The sequence below is a fragment of the Bradyrhizobium sp. A11 genome, from assembly GCF_042077125.1.
In the GTDB taxonomy this organism is placed as follows: Bacteria; Pseudomonadota; Alphaproteobacteria; order Rhizobiales; family Xanthobacteraceae; genus Bradyrhizobium; species Bradyrhizobium japonicum_B.
In genome coordinates this window covers 4,225,534-4,240,497 of record NZ_CP149509.1, presented here as the reverse complement: position 1 = coordinate 4,240,497, position 14,964 = coordinate 4,225,534, and the positions used below count along the sequence as shown (strand labels likewise).

The following is a 14,964-nucleotide window of genomic DNA, read 5'->3' as shown; positions in this document are numbered from 1 at the left end:
CGGAACCCTAACCACGACGGGCCTCGTGCGGTGAGGGTGGCAATGGCGGAACGGCTGGTGTCCTATGCCCTTCCTTTCATCGTGGTCGCGGGGCTGTGGCAGCTCGCTTCGCTCTTTTTTCCGCCCTTCCTCTTTCCATCTCTCGTGACCGTATTCTGGAGATGTCTCGAGATCATTGGAACCTGGTCGCAGTTCGCGGATGTGCTCGCGACCGTCTTGAGGATCCTAGCCGGCTTGACCGGGGCATTCCTGATCGGCTGCGTCCTTGCCATCATGATGGCGCGGTCGCGCCGGGTGGATAGCTTCATCTCTCCAGTGCTGACTCTATTTCAAGGGATCCCCGCGCTTTCGTGGGTCGTGTTTGCTATCATCTGGTTCCATGGCATCGAAAGCCGCATACTGTTCATCATGATCATGACGACGCTGCCGGCGTTCGCGTTTCAGGTGCTGGGTGCGCTTCGGGCGATGTCGCGCGATCTCTTGGAAATGGTCATGAGCTATCGTCCTAGTCGAGCCAAGCTTCTCCGCGTCATGATCTTACCTGCCGTGTTGCCGGACATCCTGACCGCCTGGAAAGTCAATCTCGGCAATGCGTCCCGCGTCGTCGTCGTAGCGGAGTTGGTCGGCGCGACGGGGGGCGTGGGCTACGAGTTGTTGCAGCAACAACAGCAATTCGACATGGCGGGCGCGCTCGCATGGACCCTGCAACTCGTGTTCTTCGTTTTGATCGCCCAAGCCATCCTGTCCCTAATAGAAAGCCTCGCGTTCCGCTACCGAGTGACATCGGAGCGAACGCTATGACGCAGCCGGGAGAAAGGGCCATTATCGAGCTGGAAGGCGTCTCCAAGGCTTTCGATAAGTCCGGAGGCGTTCCGTCTTTCGTTGCCGTGGAGGATCTAAAGCTCAACGTGCCGGAGGGCCAGATGTTGGCCCTTCTCGGTAAGACCGGGTGTGGCAAGTCCACGATCTTCAACATGATCGCCGGACTGACTGCGCCGACTTCCGGACGCGTGCTCGTGGACGGAATGGACCCGTTCGGACAATTCGACGCTTTCCGGGGAAAGATGGCCATCGTCTTTCAAGGCGATCGCCTCCTACCCTGGCGTACTGCCGTCCAGAATGTTGAATTGGGCCTCGAGATGCTGGATCGTTCGGTTGCGGAGCGCCGTGCCGTTGCGATGCGGTGGTTGGAAACGCTCGGCCTGGCTGGTCACGCTCACGATTTTCCGCATGCATTGTCTGGCGGTATGCGACAGAGGGTCTCGATAGCGAGGGCATTCGCGGTCGATGCAAAGATACTGCTTTGCGATGAACCGTTTTCGGCGCTGGACGAGATGACGGGGCGGGCGTTGCGAGCCGAGTTCGCCAGGTTGGTGAAAAGCAACAACAAGACAGCCGTATTCATTACCCATTCGATCGACGAAGCTCTGGCGATCGGCGATCGAATCGTTGTTCTGAAACGACCGGCCAAAGTCGAGATCGACCACACGTTCGAACCTGTCCAGACCGAAACCGACAAGGAGAATATCCGCAACATGATTCGGACGGCGCTGATTGCGTGATCGACACGTTACGGCCCTAGCTTGTCACCGCGTTAACGCCAGCGGGAAACGGGACGAGGAGTTGTTGCTATTCGACTTTCACGCCGGACTCCCGGGCGATATTCCCCCACCGCTCGAAGTCCTGTTGCAGAACCGCGGTGAATGCCGACGCGCCGTCGCCGACCGGTACGAGGCCGATGTGCTTGATCTGCTCGGAGGTCTCAGGCGACTTGATGATGCGCGAGAGCTCGCCATCTAACTTGTCGACGATCTCCTTTGGCGTTGTCGCCGGCACGAATATTCCGATCCACCCTTGCGCCTCAAACCCTGCAAAGCCAATCTCGCCAAGCGTGGGAATTGCCGGAAGCAGAGGCGAGCGCGTCTCGCCGCTGATCGCGAGACCCCTTATCTTGCCGCCGCCTATTTGAGGAGCTGCGGTAGCGACTTCCACGAATGCACCACTGATCTGCCCACCAAGCAGATCGTTTGTCAGGGGGGCCGCACCTCGATAGGGCACGTGCGTCATCTCGATCCCCGCCTTCTTCTTGAGAAGCTCACCATAAAGATGCGACGTCGTGGCGGTACCATAGGAGCCATAAGAAAACGTCCAGGGGCTCACCTTAGCCGCTTTGACGAAGTCTTCCATCGTTTGGTCGGGCCGCAGGATCGGAACGGCAAAGACCGCGGCTATGAGCGCTGCCTGCGTGACCGGTCGGAGATCACGGAAGACATCGTAGGGAAGCTTCATTCCGACATTTGGCGCTTGCACGAGCTGGGAAATACCAACCAGCACGGTGTACCCGTCTCCGGGCGCCTTCGCGACATAGTCGTTTCCAACGATGCCGCCGCCGCCTGACTTGTTCTCCACGACGACAGGCTGCTTCCAAGCCTCGGACAGTCTGGTCGCGAGCAGGCGGCCAATTGCGTCGGCGGCGCCGCCGGCCGGATAGGGCACCACGAAAGTGAGGCGGCGATCGGGGTAGTTCTGTGCTGACGCGCCGGAGACCGCGACCGATTGCACGAGGAAGGCGATCGCGGCGAACGCGAACAGCACATGGCGGGACGATGTCATTCGGCGTCCTTCTACTGCAAGGAGGAGAGGTTGAGATCGCTGGCGCAGGGCGGCGGGTTCGCCGTGCCTGCCAATTGTCATCGTGGTATCCAAAAAGAGCACGATCGTGCGATTATTGCCTCCGATCTCCTCTTCAAGTCAAGGCGCTGCAATGTAAAAGCGCACAAGTGTGCGAATTTTTATTGACTGGTTTTTGCAGGTGTGAAATCAGGGGTGCTTGGGCCGCATTGCATGCGGCTACACGCCATTCAAGGAGCGAAGCATGGCCGAAGACATTCGCGTCGAGAAGCAAGACGGCTGGATCGAAGTGACGATTCACCGACCGGACAAGCTGAACGCGATCCGAGAGCAGACGGCGATCGAGATTCTGGAGGTCATGACCGAAGTTGAAGCGGATCGGTCCCTCCGGGGTCTGATCATTACCGGTAGCGAGAAAGCCTTTTGTACCGGCGTCGATACGAGTGAGCAGAAGAACGAGCCAGAGGAGGCGTTCGAGCTCTGGCGTCGACGCAAGCGCTCGCGAAAGGTCAATCAGTTTTTCCGAGCCTTGCCGGAGTTCACGAAGCCCGTGATTGCGGCCGTGGAGGGCTTCGCGCTCGGCGGAGGCTTCGAGATCGCGCTTCTCTGTGATTTCATCGTGGCGAGCGAGAGTGCTCAGTTCGGTCTTCCTGAGGCCAAGCTCGGGCTGATGCCGGGCGGCGCCGGCACTCAAACGCTGCCTCGCCTGCTCGGAAAGCCACTGGCCAAGGAACTGATCTGGACTGGCCGGCGCGTCAAGGCGGCGGAAGCACTTCAGCTCAGGATTGCCAACCACGTCGTGCCGGCAGGCAAGGCGGTAGAAAAGGCGCGCGAAATTCTCAAGGCGATCGGCGAACAAGGGCCGCTCTCGGTCATGTTCACCAAATCGGCCATCGAGCGCGGGCTCGATGTGAGTCTCTCGGAGGGCATGTCGGTCGAGGCGGACGCGTTCTTCGCGTTGAGCTTTTCCCAGGATCGAAACGAGGGTCTTGCGGCATTCCGCGAGAAGCGTTCACCAAATTTCAAAGGCAACTAGAGCGAGGCAAAACCGATGGCCAAACGTGACATCGCCGTGGTCGGATACGGCGAAACGAAGGTCGAGCTCCGTGGCGGCAGGAGCTCGTATGATCTCGCCGGAGACGTCTTCGAGCAGATCCTGAAGACGACGGGCGTTCCGAAGAGCGAGATCGACGGAATCTGCGTCTCCGAGACGATGAGTGAAACATCCAATCCGTTCTGGCCAGTGTACATGGCGGAAATGCTGGGTCTCGCGCCGGCCTGGACGCAGGTCAACGGATTGGGCGGGGCGTCGACAATCGCTGGAATCGCCCGTGCGGCGTCTGCCATTCGCGACGGCCTGTGCAACACGGTGCTCGTCATCGCGTCGGATGCGCAATCCAGCTATCCGGCGACCGAGCAGGGGGCTTATCGCTGGGAATTCCAGTATCCCACCGGCCTGCGGGGGCCCGTCGGGGTATTCGGGCTTTTGAGCCAACGCTATCGTCTTCAGTATGGGCTAAAGGATGAGGCGCTTGCCAAGCTCGCTGTCACGCAGCGCAATCATGCGCTAATGAACCCCAACGCTTGCGCCAAGCTGAAAACGCCGATCACGGAGAAGGATTATCTCGGCTCTAAATATGTTTCCGAGCCGCTGCGCATGCTGGACAGCGTTATGGTCTGCGATGGAGCCAACGGAGTTCTGGTGACGTCCACCGAGAACGCGAAACGCCTCGGGCTGAAGAAAGCCGTGTTCCCGACTGGCTATGGCGAGATTGCTAACTTCAACGGGGACAAGGCGAAGTCCGACATCACCGAGACCGGGTTCTCTGTGGCCGGACCGAAGGCGCTCAAACAGGCGGGACTTTCTCCAAAGGACATCCAGCTCTTTGCGCCGTATGACGACTTCCTGATCGCGATCTTGATCCAGCTCGAGCAAATCGGTTTCTGCGGCCGCGGCGAGGGATCCGATTTCATTCTGAAAACCGACATGACGTACAAGGGGACGCTGCCGCTCAACACCAGCGGAGGACAGATTTCGGCCGGCCAACCTGGTTTGGCGGGTGGCGGACTCAACCTCGTCGAGGCGGTCCGTCAACTGTTCGGAGAGGCCGGCGAGCGGCAGGTCAACGATGTCAAGAATGCGATGGTCACCGGCATTGGCGTCATTCCGTACGGCCGCAACTGGGGCGTATCCAACGTGATGATCTTGGAGAAGTGAGATGAGCGAAGCGAAGAAGGTGGCGAGGCCGCTTCCGCGTCCCGATGTCTATCTGAAGACGAAGCCATTCTGGGATGCCGCGAAAGAACACAAGCTTCTTTTGCAGTTCTGCAGGGATACGAACCAGTATCAATGGTATCCAAGACCTGTCAGCATCTACTCCGGGACCCGAAACCTGGAGTGGCGTGAGGCGTCCGGAAGGGGAGCGCTGTACACCTGGACCAATACTTTGGTGCCTTGGCCCGGGCACGAGGACCGTGTGCCCTATGTCTGCGCGCTGGTCGATCTGGAGGAGGGCGTGCGGATACTGGTAAATCTCATCAACTGTGATCCAGCTAAGCTTCGCGACGGGCAACCGGTCAAGCTCGCCTGGGAAAAGCTCAGCGACGATTACAACGTTCCAGTGTTCGAGCCGGCGTAACAGCCGTCGCTTACCGGTGGGGCGTCGTTTCAGGATTGGACGATGCCCCCCGGCATTGCGTATGTGTTGGATGCAGATCGACGCACACATGCAGGTTCGAAGTGCCCCGTATCACGAAGAAGCCGGCCGCCGGCAGCGAAGAGTCCTCGCGTCCCAAGACTCTCAAGCGCCGCAAGGAGCTGCTCGGAGTCGTGTACGAGGCGGTGTCTGAACATGGTGTCGACGGTGTGACGATGCGGCGCATCGGCCAGACCGCCGGTATCAGCACCGGAACGATCAATTATCATTTCAAGAACAAGCACAATCTCCTGATTGCAGCGCTTGAGGCCGCATATGAGCTTCCCGAAGACTGGGAGGTGTACAAGGGTTCGCCATTCTCGCAGCTGCAGCGTTTGGTGTTGGGGTACGTTCTTCGGGCACCGCGCGACCGTTTCTGGCGATTTTGGATAAACTATACGGCTCACGGGACCCGAGACGACGAGATGCGTCGGCATCAGAACGATCGATACGAACGGCAGCTGAAATTCTGGGTCTCCCTTCTGCGGGATGGGATCGCTGCCGGTGAGGTGGATGCGAACATTGATCCCGACATTGCTGCGAACGAGCTGCTCCTGATCGCTCAGGGTCTGGTGGTCCGCCAGCTGCAGCTTCCGACCCAGGCCACGCGCGACGAAGCACGGACAATCCTCTCCGAACGTTTCGACTTATTGTCTGCCAAAAAGTCTGCACGCCAGGCTGCTGCCTCGCACTGAAGATCGTCTACTGGCGTCATAGTACGTTCTTATACGCGGCCGATTGGTGCTCGCGCGGGGACTGTCTCATTAACGTTTGTCCGGAATGCTGATAGCGGCATCGGTATGCGTGCCGGACGAGAGCGGGTTGCCAAAAAGCGCACGATCGTGCGAAAATACTCTGGCCGACGCGCTCCCGCTTCTCTAAGATGCTGCGGTCGCGGATGGGCCTAGTCTCCATTCGGATCAACAGATCGGCATCGAGGGTACAGGGCAATGAACATCGAGGGCAGGCGGGCCGTCCCGTCACGTCGCGAGCAGGCCATGAAGGGAGGAGATGCGGCGTCGCTCCTCGCCCGGATGCCCGAGCGGTATAGTCACGTTGTCCGGGAATGGGCCAGGCGCGAGCCCTCTCGGCTCGCCTTGAGAGCCGGAGCCAGCCGGTTGAGTTACGGCGATCTCTGGGATGCGACGGAGGTCGCCGTGCGATTGCTGCGCAAGCTCGGCGTCGGCGCCGGCGACCGTGTGGCGCTGGTCGCGGAGAACGGGCTGCAAATCGTTCCTTTGCTTTTGGCCGTCAGTGAAATGGACGCTTGGGCCGTTCCGTTGAACGCCCGGATGTCTGTTCGGGAAATCGAAACCATAAGAGTGTTCGCCGGATGCCGGAGGGCTTTGTACTGCGTAGCCGACTCGCAATCCGCGGCCACGCACGCCCAGGCTGATCAGATCGAGCAGGATGTGTTTGTCCTGGGCAACGTTGCGGTGAGCGCGAGAAACGCGTCTGCGGAGGTCGAGCCAGTCTATCCGGACAAGGCTCGCCAAACGGCCGTTTTGGTCTTCACTTCCGGAACGACCGGCGAACCCAAGGGGGTCATGTTGAGCCACCAGGCTCTGATCTACATGGGCGCCAATATGGTGGACGTGCGTAACGTCACGGCGGATGACGCGTTCTATAACTCGTCGCCGGTAAGCCATGCGATCGGTCTTGGGACGGTATTGATGACGGCCTTTTGGGCAGGAGCAAGTGCGGAGCTCGTCTCCCGTTTCACCGCCCAGCATTTCGTTGAGGCGTTGAGGGACGAGCGTATTACCGGCGTGACAGCGGTACCGACCCTCTTCGCGCGGATCCTGGAATATGCCGAACAGAACGACATTTCCTTGCGATCGAAGCGCCTCCGTATCATCGCCACGGCCGGTGCGCCGCTGGATTTGGCGTTGAAGGCGCGCATCGAGGAAGCGTTCGGGCTGAAGATGGGCAACTCCTACGGCATGACGGAGTGCAATCCGGTGGCACGTTCTCCAGGGGGCGTCGACACCAACGAGGTTGGCGACGTCCAACCGGGCATCGAGATCAGGCTCGTGCGTGAGGATGGGCGGGACGTCGCGCCAGATGAGAGCGGCGAAATCTGGGTGAAGGGGCCGTCCCGGATGCTGGGCTACTATCGCAATGAAGGCGCCACGAGCGCTGCGTTGAGAAGCGGCTGGCTCGCGACCGGCGATCTCGGCAGAATGGACGAGGACGGTAAGCTCTACATCGTCGGTCGCTCGAAGGAACTGATCATCCGGAGCGGATTCAACGTATATCCGGTGGAAGTCGAGTCGGTGCTTTCGCTTTATCCCGGAGTTGCCCAGGTCGCCGTTGTGGGCAGAGAAGTTCCTGGGAACGAAGAGGTCGTGGCCTTCGTGCAACCCGCACCGGGCTTTTCGCTGGACATCGCAGATTTGACGCGTTGGGCTACGGAGCGACTCGCGCCCTATAAGCGGCCGGCAGAGATTATTCTCAACTCCGATCTTCCGGTGGGCCCGACCGGCAAAATCTTCAAGGTACGCCTAAAGCAGCTGGCGGCGTCGACAAGCAGACCGAGTTGAGATTGCGTTTCTCTCCTAACAGGATCAAGATTCCCATGTATTCGAGGGTTCAACTCTTCATCGACGGCGAATGGTGCGACAGTATTTCAGGCAAGTTTATTCCTGTTCTTGATCCCGCTACGGAAGAAGCGATCGGCGAGGTCGCCTGTGTCAATACGGCGGATCTGGATCGTGCGATTGCTGCAGCAGTCAAGGGTTTTCGGCTTTGGAGAAAGACGTCGCCGCTAGACCGATCGGCAATCTTGCGCGAAGCCGCCGCATTGCTGCGCCGCAGAGTCGAAGCCATCGCCGGCGTCATGACGAAAGAGCAGGGCAAGCCGATCGCGGAATCGCGGACGGAGATATTCGCATCGGCCGATATGCTCGAATGGTTCGCCGAGGAAAGCCGCCGCACGTACGGGCGCGTGATACCGGCCCGAAGCGAAGGTGTACTCAACCTTGTCTTGAAGGAGCCGGTAGGCCCCGTCGCGGCATTTACGCCCTGGAATTTCCCCGTCAGTCAGGCAGCGCGAAAGCTCGGGGCAGCGTTGGCGGCGGGATGTTCGGTCGTCATCAAGCCGGCGGAAGAGACGCCAGGATCTCCCGCGGAATTGGTAAGGGCACTCGCCGATGCGGGGTTGCCGGCAGGTGTCGTCAATTTGGTCTACGGCAACCCGGCAGAGATATCCGGCTACGTGATCCCGCATCCGGCCATAAGAAAGGTTTCATTCACTGGATCAACGCCAGTCGGAAAGGCGCTTGCTTCGCTTGCGGGGCAGCACATGAAGCGCATTACGATGGAGCTTGGCGGTCACGCGCCTGCAATCATATGCGATGATGCCGATCTGCAGACGGCGGCCACGGTGCTCGCCGCAGGCAAATACCGCAACGCGGGCCAAGTCTGCATCGCGCCGACACGCTTTCTCGTCCAGGACGGAGCATACGATAGCTTCGTGGAAGAGTTCCTCGCGAGAACGAGGCAGTTGAAGGTCGGCAATGGAGCTGAGGCGGAGACCACCATCGGGCCTCTGGCAAATCAGCGCAGACAGGCCGCGCTCGAGTCGCTGGTGGACGACGCAGTACAACGTGGGGCATCCATCTTGGCCGGAGGAAGGCGTCAACACAACAAGGGGTATTTTTTCCCGCCCACCGTCCTCGCCGACGCTCCTCATGACTCCCGCATCATGAACGAAGAGCCGTTTGGCCCGGTCGCGCTCGTGTCACGCTTCAAAGATATCGACGAGGCCTTGGCGGAGGCCAATCGGCTGCCGTACGGGCTCGCGGCCTATGCATATACTCGCTCCATCCGCACATCCACGGCCTTGGCGGAGGGCATCGAAAGCGGAATGCTGTCCGTAAACCATTATGGCCTCGCTATCCCCGAAACGCCTTTTGGAGGCGTCAAGGACTCCGGCTTCGGTTCGGAAGGCGGATCAGAGGCCGTGGATGCATATCTGGCAACAAAGTTCGTCACGCAAGGAAGCCCCGCCGTCGCCTAGCGGGTCCGGAGCAATTTCATGAGTCATTCAAACGCCAGGCCGAGCCGGAGCGGCCCCTTGAGAAACGTCCGGGTTATCGAGTTTGCCGGGATTGGGCCGGGCCCTTTCGCCGCGATGCTGCTTTCGGATATGGGAGCCGACGTAGTGACCGTCGCACGGCCCGGGCAGGGCCGGCGGGCGGAGGGTGATTTTGTCCACCGGGGGAGGCGCGTCGTCGAGCTCGACCTCAAGTCTGAGGACGATAAGGCCTGCGTCGGGGACCTGATCGCATGCTCTGACATTTTGATCGAAGGCTTCCGGCCGGGAGTGATGGAAAGGCTTGGGCTAGGGCCGGATGAAATGCTGTTGCGTAATCCCAGGCTGGTATACGGACGAATGACCGGCTGGGGACAGGATGGGCCGCTTGCCCAAGCCGCCGGTCACGACATCAATTATATCGCGATAACTGGGGCGCTGGATTGCTTCAGGTCGAAGCAAGGCGACCCCGTCTCACCGCTCAATCTTGTCGGCGACTTTGGAGGAGGAGCGCTTTATCTGGTGGCCGGCGTTTTGGCTGCGCTCAATGAGGTTCATGCTTCAGGTCTAGGCCAGGTGGTCGATGCCGCAATGTGTGACGGCGTTTCAAACATGCTGACCTACTTTCAGAGCAGACGAGCGCTCGGTCTATGGCACGATCTGCCTCGCGCCAACGTCCTGGAAGGCGCGTCCCATTTTTACAACAGCTATGAATGCTCGGATGGCAAGTATATTGCCGTGGGCGCAATCGAACCGCAATTCTATGCACAACTTCGCGAGCTGGCTGGTCTGGATGACGTCGCGTACGACCGGCAGCGAGATGCCGAAAAATGGTCGGAGCTAACAAATAAAACAGCGGCGATCTTCAGAACGCGGACCCGCGACGAGTGGGCCGTGTTGCTCGAAAAAACCGACTCCTGCGTGCAGCCGGTCGTGTCGTTGTCCGAAGCTCCGAGCCATCCGCACCTAGCGGCGAGAGGGATCTACATCAAGGTAGGTCGTTTCGACCAACCGGCACCGGCGCCTCGCTTTTCGACGACGCCTTCATCGGTTCAGGGCCCCGCCGGAGCTGAGCCCATTTCAGCAGCCGAGATCCTCGACGGGTGGCGGAAATAGTTGTTTTAGTTGCTCATGTCTCGCGCAGCCGCGCTCAGGATCGCGTCAAGTAAGCCTGAAAACCGTTCGTCGATTTCGCGGCGGCCCAGTTGCATCAGGCGCATGGTCCCGAAATGCGGAAGCGAACGATGCCGGCCTTACGCAATTTCACGAAGTGATGCGAAAGATTGGATTTTCTGCTGAGCGTTTGGAAGGTGCTGCAACGCAATTCGTTCCCAGGGCCGGCATGCGCCAAGTGGCAGGCGATAACGAGTCGCAGGGGCTCGCTCAGGCAGTTGAGCAACGGCGCAAGAGGGATCTGCTCGGAACTCGGATGCCATGGCAAACGGGGCATGCGGCGTATCAGTCAGAATGCGATCGCAGGTCTAACGACTGGTGACGCTCTCGTCGCCCATCAGGTATGCGATCGCAATATTGCACGACCGTGCGAAGTATTCTAGGCCTCCGCTACAGAGGAGTGGTTGATGAAGATAGTTGTGCCGGTAAAGCGGGTGGTCGATTACAACGTCAAGGTCCGCGTCAAGGGCGATGGATCGGGCGTTGAACTCGCCAACGTCAAGATGTCGATGAACCCGTTCGACGAAATCGCGGTCGAGGAAGCGCTGCGCCTGAAGGAAGCCGGCAAGGCGACCGAGGTCGTGGTGGTCTCCATCGGGCCGGCGCAGGCGTCGGAGACGATCCGCACGGGTCTTGCCATGGGCGCCGATCGCGGCATCCTGGTGAAAGCGGAAGGCGCGGTCGAGCCGCTCGCTGTCGCCAAGATCCTGAAGAAAATCGCGGAAGAAGAGCAGCCGGGTCTCATCATCCTCGGCAAGCAGGCGATCGACGACGATTCGAACCAGACCGGCCAGATGCTGGCTGCACTGCTCGGCTGGTCGCAGGCGACGTTCGCCTCCAAGCTCGAGGTCGAAGGGTCCGGCTTCAAGGTGACCCGCGAAGTCGACGGCGGCCTGCAGACCGTGCAGCTGAAGGGACCGGCGATCGTCACCACGGATCTCCGTCTCAACGAGCCGCGTTACGCCTCGCTGCCCAACATCATGAAGGCGAAGAAGAAGCCGATCGCGGAGAAGACCGTCGCCGATTACGGCGTCGACATTGCCGCGCGTCTCGAGGTCCTCAAGACGACTGAACCTGCGGGCCGCAAGGCCGGCGTCAAGGTCAAGGACGTCGCCGAGCTGGTGTCGAAACTCAAGAACGAAGCCGGGGTGCTCTGATGACGACGCTTCTGATTGCCGAACACGACAATGCGTCGCTCAAGGACGCCACCAACAAGGCCCTGACCGCAGCTAGCGCGCTCGGCGCGGATGTCGAGGTTCTCGTTGCCGGCCAGAACGCCAAGGCCGCGGCCGATGCCGCTGCCAAGCTCGCCGGCGTGAAGAAGGTGCGGCTCGCCGACGGCGACCTCTATGCGCACGATCTTGCCGAGCCGCTGGCCGCGCTGATCGTCTCGCTGGCGTCCGGCTATGACGCCATCGTCGCGCCCGCAACCTCGCGCTTCAAGAACGTGATGCCGCGCGTCGCCGCGCTGCTGGACGTCATGCAGGTCTCGGAGATCATCAAGGTGGTCGCCCCTGATACCTTCGAGCGCCCGATCTATGCCGGCAACGCCATCCAGACGGTGAAGTCGAAGGACGCCAAGAAGGTCATCACGGTGCGGACCTCGACCTTCGCCGCTGCGGGCGAGGGCGGCAGCGCGCCGGTCGAGGCCGTTCAGGCTGCGGCCGATCCGGGCCTGTCGACCTTCGTCGGCGAGGAGGTCGCCAAGAGCGATCGTCCCGAGCTGACCTCGGCCAAGATCATCGTTTCCGGCGGCCGTGCCATGCAGAGCCGCGAGAATTTTGCCAAGTACATCGAGCCGCTCGCTGACAAGCTCGGGGCCGGTGTCGGTGCGTCTCGCGCGGCGGTCGACGCCGGCTATGCCCCGAACGACTGGCAGGTCGGCCAGACCGGCAAGGTCGTGGCGCCCGAGCTCTATGTCGCCATCGGCATTTCCGGCGCCATCCAGCATCTGGCCGGCATGAAGGACTCCAAGGTGATCGTCGCGATCAACAAGGACGAGGATGCGCCGATCTTCCAGGTTGCTGATTACGGCCTTGTCGCCGACCTCTACCAGGCGGTTCCGGAGCTTACTAACGCCCTTGAGTGATCCAAGCGGCGTGCCGAACACGGGGTGATCCGCAAATCCGATGGAATCTACAGCGGAATCTTAACCGTTGCCTGTAGGCCACCCTTAAAGGGTCTTTGGTAGATCCCGTAGCTGGGGAGAGCCAAGGATGCTTCGCGACAGGGTCATTGGACAGATGTTTGCCGCGCTCAGCGCGACGAACGAGGCCATTTTGCGAACTCCTTCTCCGGAAGACCTTTATCGGTCCGTCTGCGAGGCCGCCGTAGACGGAGGGGGCTTCGTTGCCGCGGCCATTCTGCTCGAATCCGACCGGGAACTTCATCCGGTGGCTGGCGCCGGCGAGGCCTACAAGGTGCTCCGCCGTTGCCGGATCGAAACGAGTTCCAGCGCGGCCGAGGGACGAGGATTGGCCGGGGAGGCCTTCCGCACCGGAAAGGCGATCGTAACCAACGACTTTCAGTCTGATCCCAGGTTACAGCTTTGGCACCCTCTTGCGGTCGCCATTGAAATCCGGGCGGCAGCGGCGGTGCCGATTAGGCGTCGAGATTGCACTGTCGGCGTCATGCTCGTCTATCTTAGCGAGCCGAATGCAATTACTCCGGACGTCGTGGTTCTGCTCGAACGGATGACAGACAACATCAGGTTTGCACTGGAGAACTTCGATAAGGCTGAAGAGCTTCGGTCCGTCGAATATGCGAGGAACCGTTTATCCCGCATGTATGCATCCCTTTCCGCGATGAATGAAGCGGTTCTTCGAGCGAAGACCCTCGATGAGATGTTCAGTTTGGTTTGCGACGCCGCTTCCGACAGCGGACGCATGTTCGGATCGGCAATATTCCTCCATGATGAGCGCTCGACGAATCTGCAGCTCGTTGCTTGCGCCGGAAAGCAAAACCATCTCTTTCGGGAGACCAGCCTTCCATACGATGCGGATGGTCCGGCATTGGGCCTCCATGGTCCAGCGCTGCGGACCGGGAAACCTGTCATCTGTCTGGACCCCAAGCACGATCCGCGTGCGAGACCGTGGATCGACCTAATTAACAAAGGCGGCGTGACCAGCCTCGGCTTTTTTCCGCTCTTCAGAGGAGAGTGCGCTATCGGCGTATTCCTTTTCTCGTGCAGGGATACGGACGATTTCCAGCAGGACGGTGAATCGCTGGATCTCATGGCGCGCATGGCGCAGAATATCACTTTCGGCATCGACATGTTCGCGGAGCATGCGGAGAGAGAAAAGCTCGCGCGAATGCTTGGGGCACTCAGCGACACCAATGAAGCCATCTTGCGCGCCAAGACTCGGGACGAGCTTTACCCCCTTGTTTGCGAGGCCTCGGCCAGAGGGGGACAGTTCAATTCGACGACTATTTTCGTCGCGAATTCGAATAAGGACCATCTAGAGGTCGTAGCCTCGTTGGGACCGGTCGGTGATCACGCTCGCGAATTGAAGATCCCCGTAAGGGGAGATAGGCCGGAAGTGCATGGCCTGGCTCCGAGCGCCTTTCGAACCGGGAAGTGCTGCGTTGCCAACGAGTTTCAGCGGGACGAGCGCACCGCATTCTGGGCCAGGGAAGAGCAGGAAAATCGGTTCGGGAGCTTCTTTTCCTCTTCGCGTCGCAGGCGATGATTTTGGCGTTCTCCTGTTTCTTTCGTCCGAGAGTGGCACCTTCACACCGGACTTTGTCGAACTTCTCGAGCGTCTAGCCGGCAGCGTCTCTCTGGCGTTGGAGAAATTCAAGAAGGCGGACGAGAAGCGGCTTGCTGACGAAAGGGTGGCGTATCTCGCTTCACACGATCTTCTCACCGGGCTTCCGAACAGGGCGACATTTGGTGCTCTATTGCGCGAGGAGATCGAGATTGGTGCACGAGCCGGAGATAGATTTGCGCTGCTGTTCATCGATCTCGATCGGTTCAAGATCATCAATGACTCGCTCGGGCACGAAGCAGGCGATCGTTTGCTCGTCGAAACGGCACGTCGCCTGAAATCGTCTCTGGGAAGCGATGATGTTATCGCGCGGCTTGGTGGTGACGAATTCGTCGCCATCGTGAGAAATTGCGATCCGCGGTCGATCGAGGATATCGTCTCGAGTCTGTTGAGCTCCGTCGCCGAGCCCATGCGGATCGACGAGCATAATTGCTATACGACGGCTAGCATCGGCATATCCCTCTTTCCGGATCACGGTGCCGACGAACAGACGCTGTTGAGGAATTCAGATGCAGCGATGTATAGGGTCAAGATGGGCGGCAAGAACGGCTTTTGGGTTCACGATGGAGGGGTTGAATCCCCGCCGCTGCAGCCTCAGCCGGCCGACCACGAAGAGGGGCGTTCGTCGCGCCGGGGGCGCAGGCAGCGCTTGGCCTGAGAT

14 protein-coding genes are annotated in these 14,964 nt (G+C 60.0%); 13 read left to right on the top strand and 1 reads right to left on the bottom strand.

Features of this window, described 5'->3' with window-relative positions; all coding sequences use genetic code 11:
* Positions 1–42: 42 nt before the first annotated feature.
* Together WI560_RS19840 and WI560_RS19835 are read left to right on the top strand one after the other, a co-directional pair.
* Entirely contained in the window at positions 43–801 is a 759-nt protein-coding gene (locus WI560_RS19840) for an ABC transporter permease (protein ID WP_246918937.1), read from the top strand.
* A complete protein-coding gene (locus tag WI560_RS19835; RefSeq protein WP_375304522.1) occupies positions 798–1,562 on the top strand; it encodes an ABC transporter ATP-binding protein in 765 nt (254 codons plus the stop codon). Before WI560_RS19840 ends, WI560_RS19835 begins: the two co-directional genes overlap by 4 nt.
* 67 nt (positions 1,563–1,629) lie before the next feature.
* On the opposite strand, the gene WI560_RS19830 is transcribed toward WI560_RS19835, so the two are convergent.
* Positions 1,630–2,613 (bottom strand): Bug family tripartite tricarboxylate transporter substrate binding protein, encoded by a 984-nt coding sequence (locus WI560_RS19830; protein WP_375304521.1) that lies wholly within the window; start codon positions 2,611–2,613, stop codon positions 1,630–1,632.
* A gap of 262 nt (positions 2,614–2,875) precedes the next feature.
* On the opposite strand from WI560_RS19830, the gene WI560_RS19825 reads away from it, so the two are divergent.
* The 11 genes from WI560_RS19825 (at position 2,876) to WI560_RS19775 (ending at position 14,961) form a co-directional block, all read left to right on the top strand.
* Positions 2,876–3,667, top strand: coding sequence for an enoyl-CoA hydratase/isomerase family protein (locus WI560_RS19825; protein WP_375304520.1), 792 nt, complete (start codon positions 2,876–2,878; stop codon positions 3,665–3,667).
* Positions 3,668–3,682: 15 nt separating this feature from the next.
* Positions 3,683–4,849, top strand: a complete 1,167-nt coding sequence (locus WI560_RS19820) for a thiolase family protein (protein WP_375304519.1) — start codon at positions 3,683–3,685, stop codon at positions 4,847–4,849.
* A gap of 1 nt (position 4,850) precedes the next feature.
* On the top strand, positions 4,851–5,270 hold the full coding sequence (locus WI560_RS19815) for a Zn-ribbon domain-containing OB-fold protein (protein WP_246918932.1): 420 nt from the start codon (positions 4,851–4,853) through the stop codon (positions 5,268–5,270).
* Between the two features lie 101 nt (positions 5,271–5,371).
* Positions 5,372–6,022 (top strand): TetR/AcrR family transcriptional regulator, encoded by a 651-nt coding sequence (locus WI560_RS19810; protein WP_375304518.1) that lies wholly within the window; start codon positions 5,372–5,374, stop codon positions 6,020–6,022.
* Positions 6,023–6,445: 423 nt separating this feature from the next.
* The gene (locus WI560_RS19805) at positions 6,446–7,870 is read left to right on the top strand and encodes a class I adenylate-forming enzyme family protein (protein ID WP_375304517.1); all 1,425 of its coding nucleotides are present in this window, start codon (positions 6,446–6,448) and stop codon (positions 7,868–7,870) included.
* A 35-nt stretch (positions 7,871–7,905) separates the two neighbouring features.
* On the top strand, positions 7,906–9,348 hold the full coding sequence (locus WI560_RS19800; protein WP_375304516.1) for an NAD-dependent succinate-semialdehyde dehydrogenase: 1,443 nt from the start codon (positions 7,906–7,908) through the stop codon (positions 9,346–9,348).
* A gap of 18 nt (positions 9,349–9,366) precedes the next feature.
* Positions 9,367–10,479 (top strand): CaiB/BaiF CoA transferase family protein, encoded by a 1,113-nt coding sequence (locus WI560_RS19795; protein ID WP_375304515.1) that lies wholly within the window; start codon positions 9,367–9,369, stop codon positions 10,477–10,479.
* A 464-nt stretch (positions 10,480–10,943) separates the two neighbouring features.
* Positions 10,944–11,693, top strand: a complete 750-nt coding sequence (locus WI560_RS19790) for an electron transfer flavoprotein subunit beta/FixA family protein (protein ID WP_375304514.1) — start codon at positions 10,944–10,946, stop codon at positions 11,691–11,693.
* Positions 11,693–12,625, top strand: coding sequence for an electron transfer flavoprotein subunit alpha/FixB family protein (locus WI560_RS19785; RefSeq protein WP_375304513.1), 933 nt, complete (start codon positions 11,693–11,695; stop codon positions 12,623–12,625). The genes WI560_RS19790 and WI560_RS19785 overlap by 1 nt, the downstream gene beginning before the upstream one ends.
* 127 nt (positions 12,626–12,752) lie before the next feature.
* Complete coding sequence (locus WI560_RS19780) at positions 12,753–14,225, top strand: GAF domain-containing protein (RefSeq protein WP_375304512.1); 1,473 nt, start codon at positions 12,753–12,755, stop codon at positions 14,223–14,225.
* Entirely contained in the window at positions 14,122–14,961 is an 840-nt protein-coding gene (locus WI560_RS19775; protein WP_375304511.1) for a diguanylate cyclase domain-containing protein, read from the top strand. The genes WI560_RS19780 and WI560_RS19775 overlap by 104 nt, the downstream gene beginning before the upstream one ends.
* Positions 14,962–14,964: the final 3 nt, after the last annotated feature.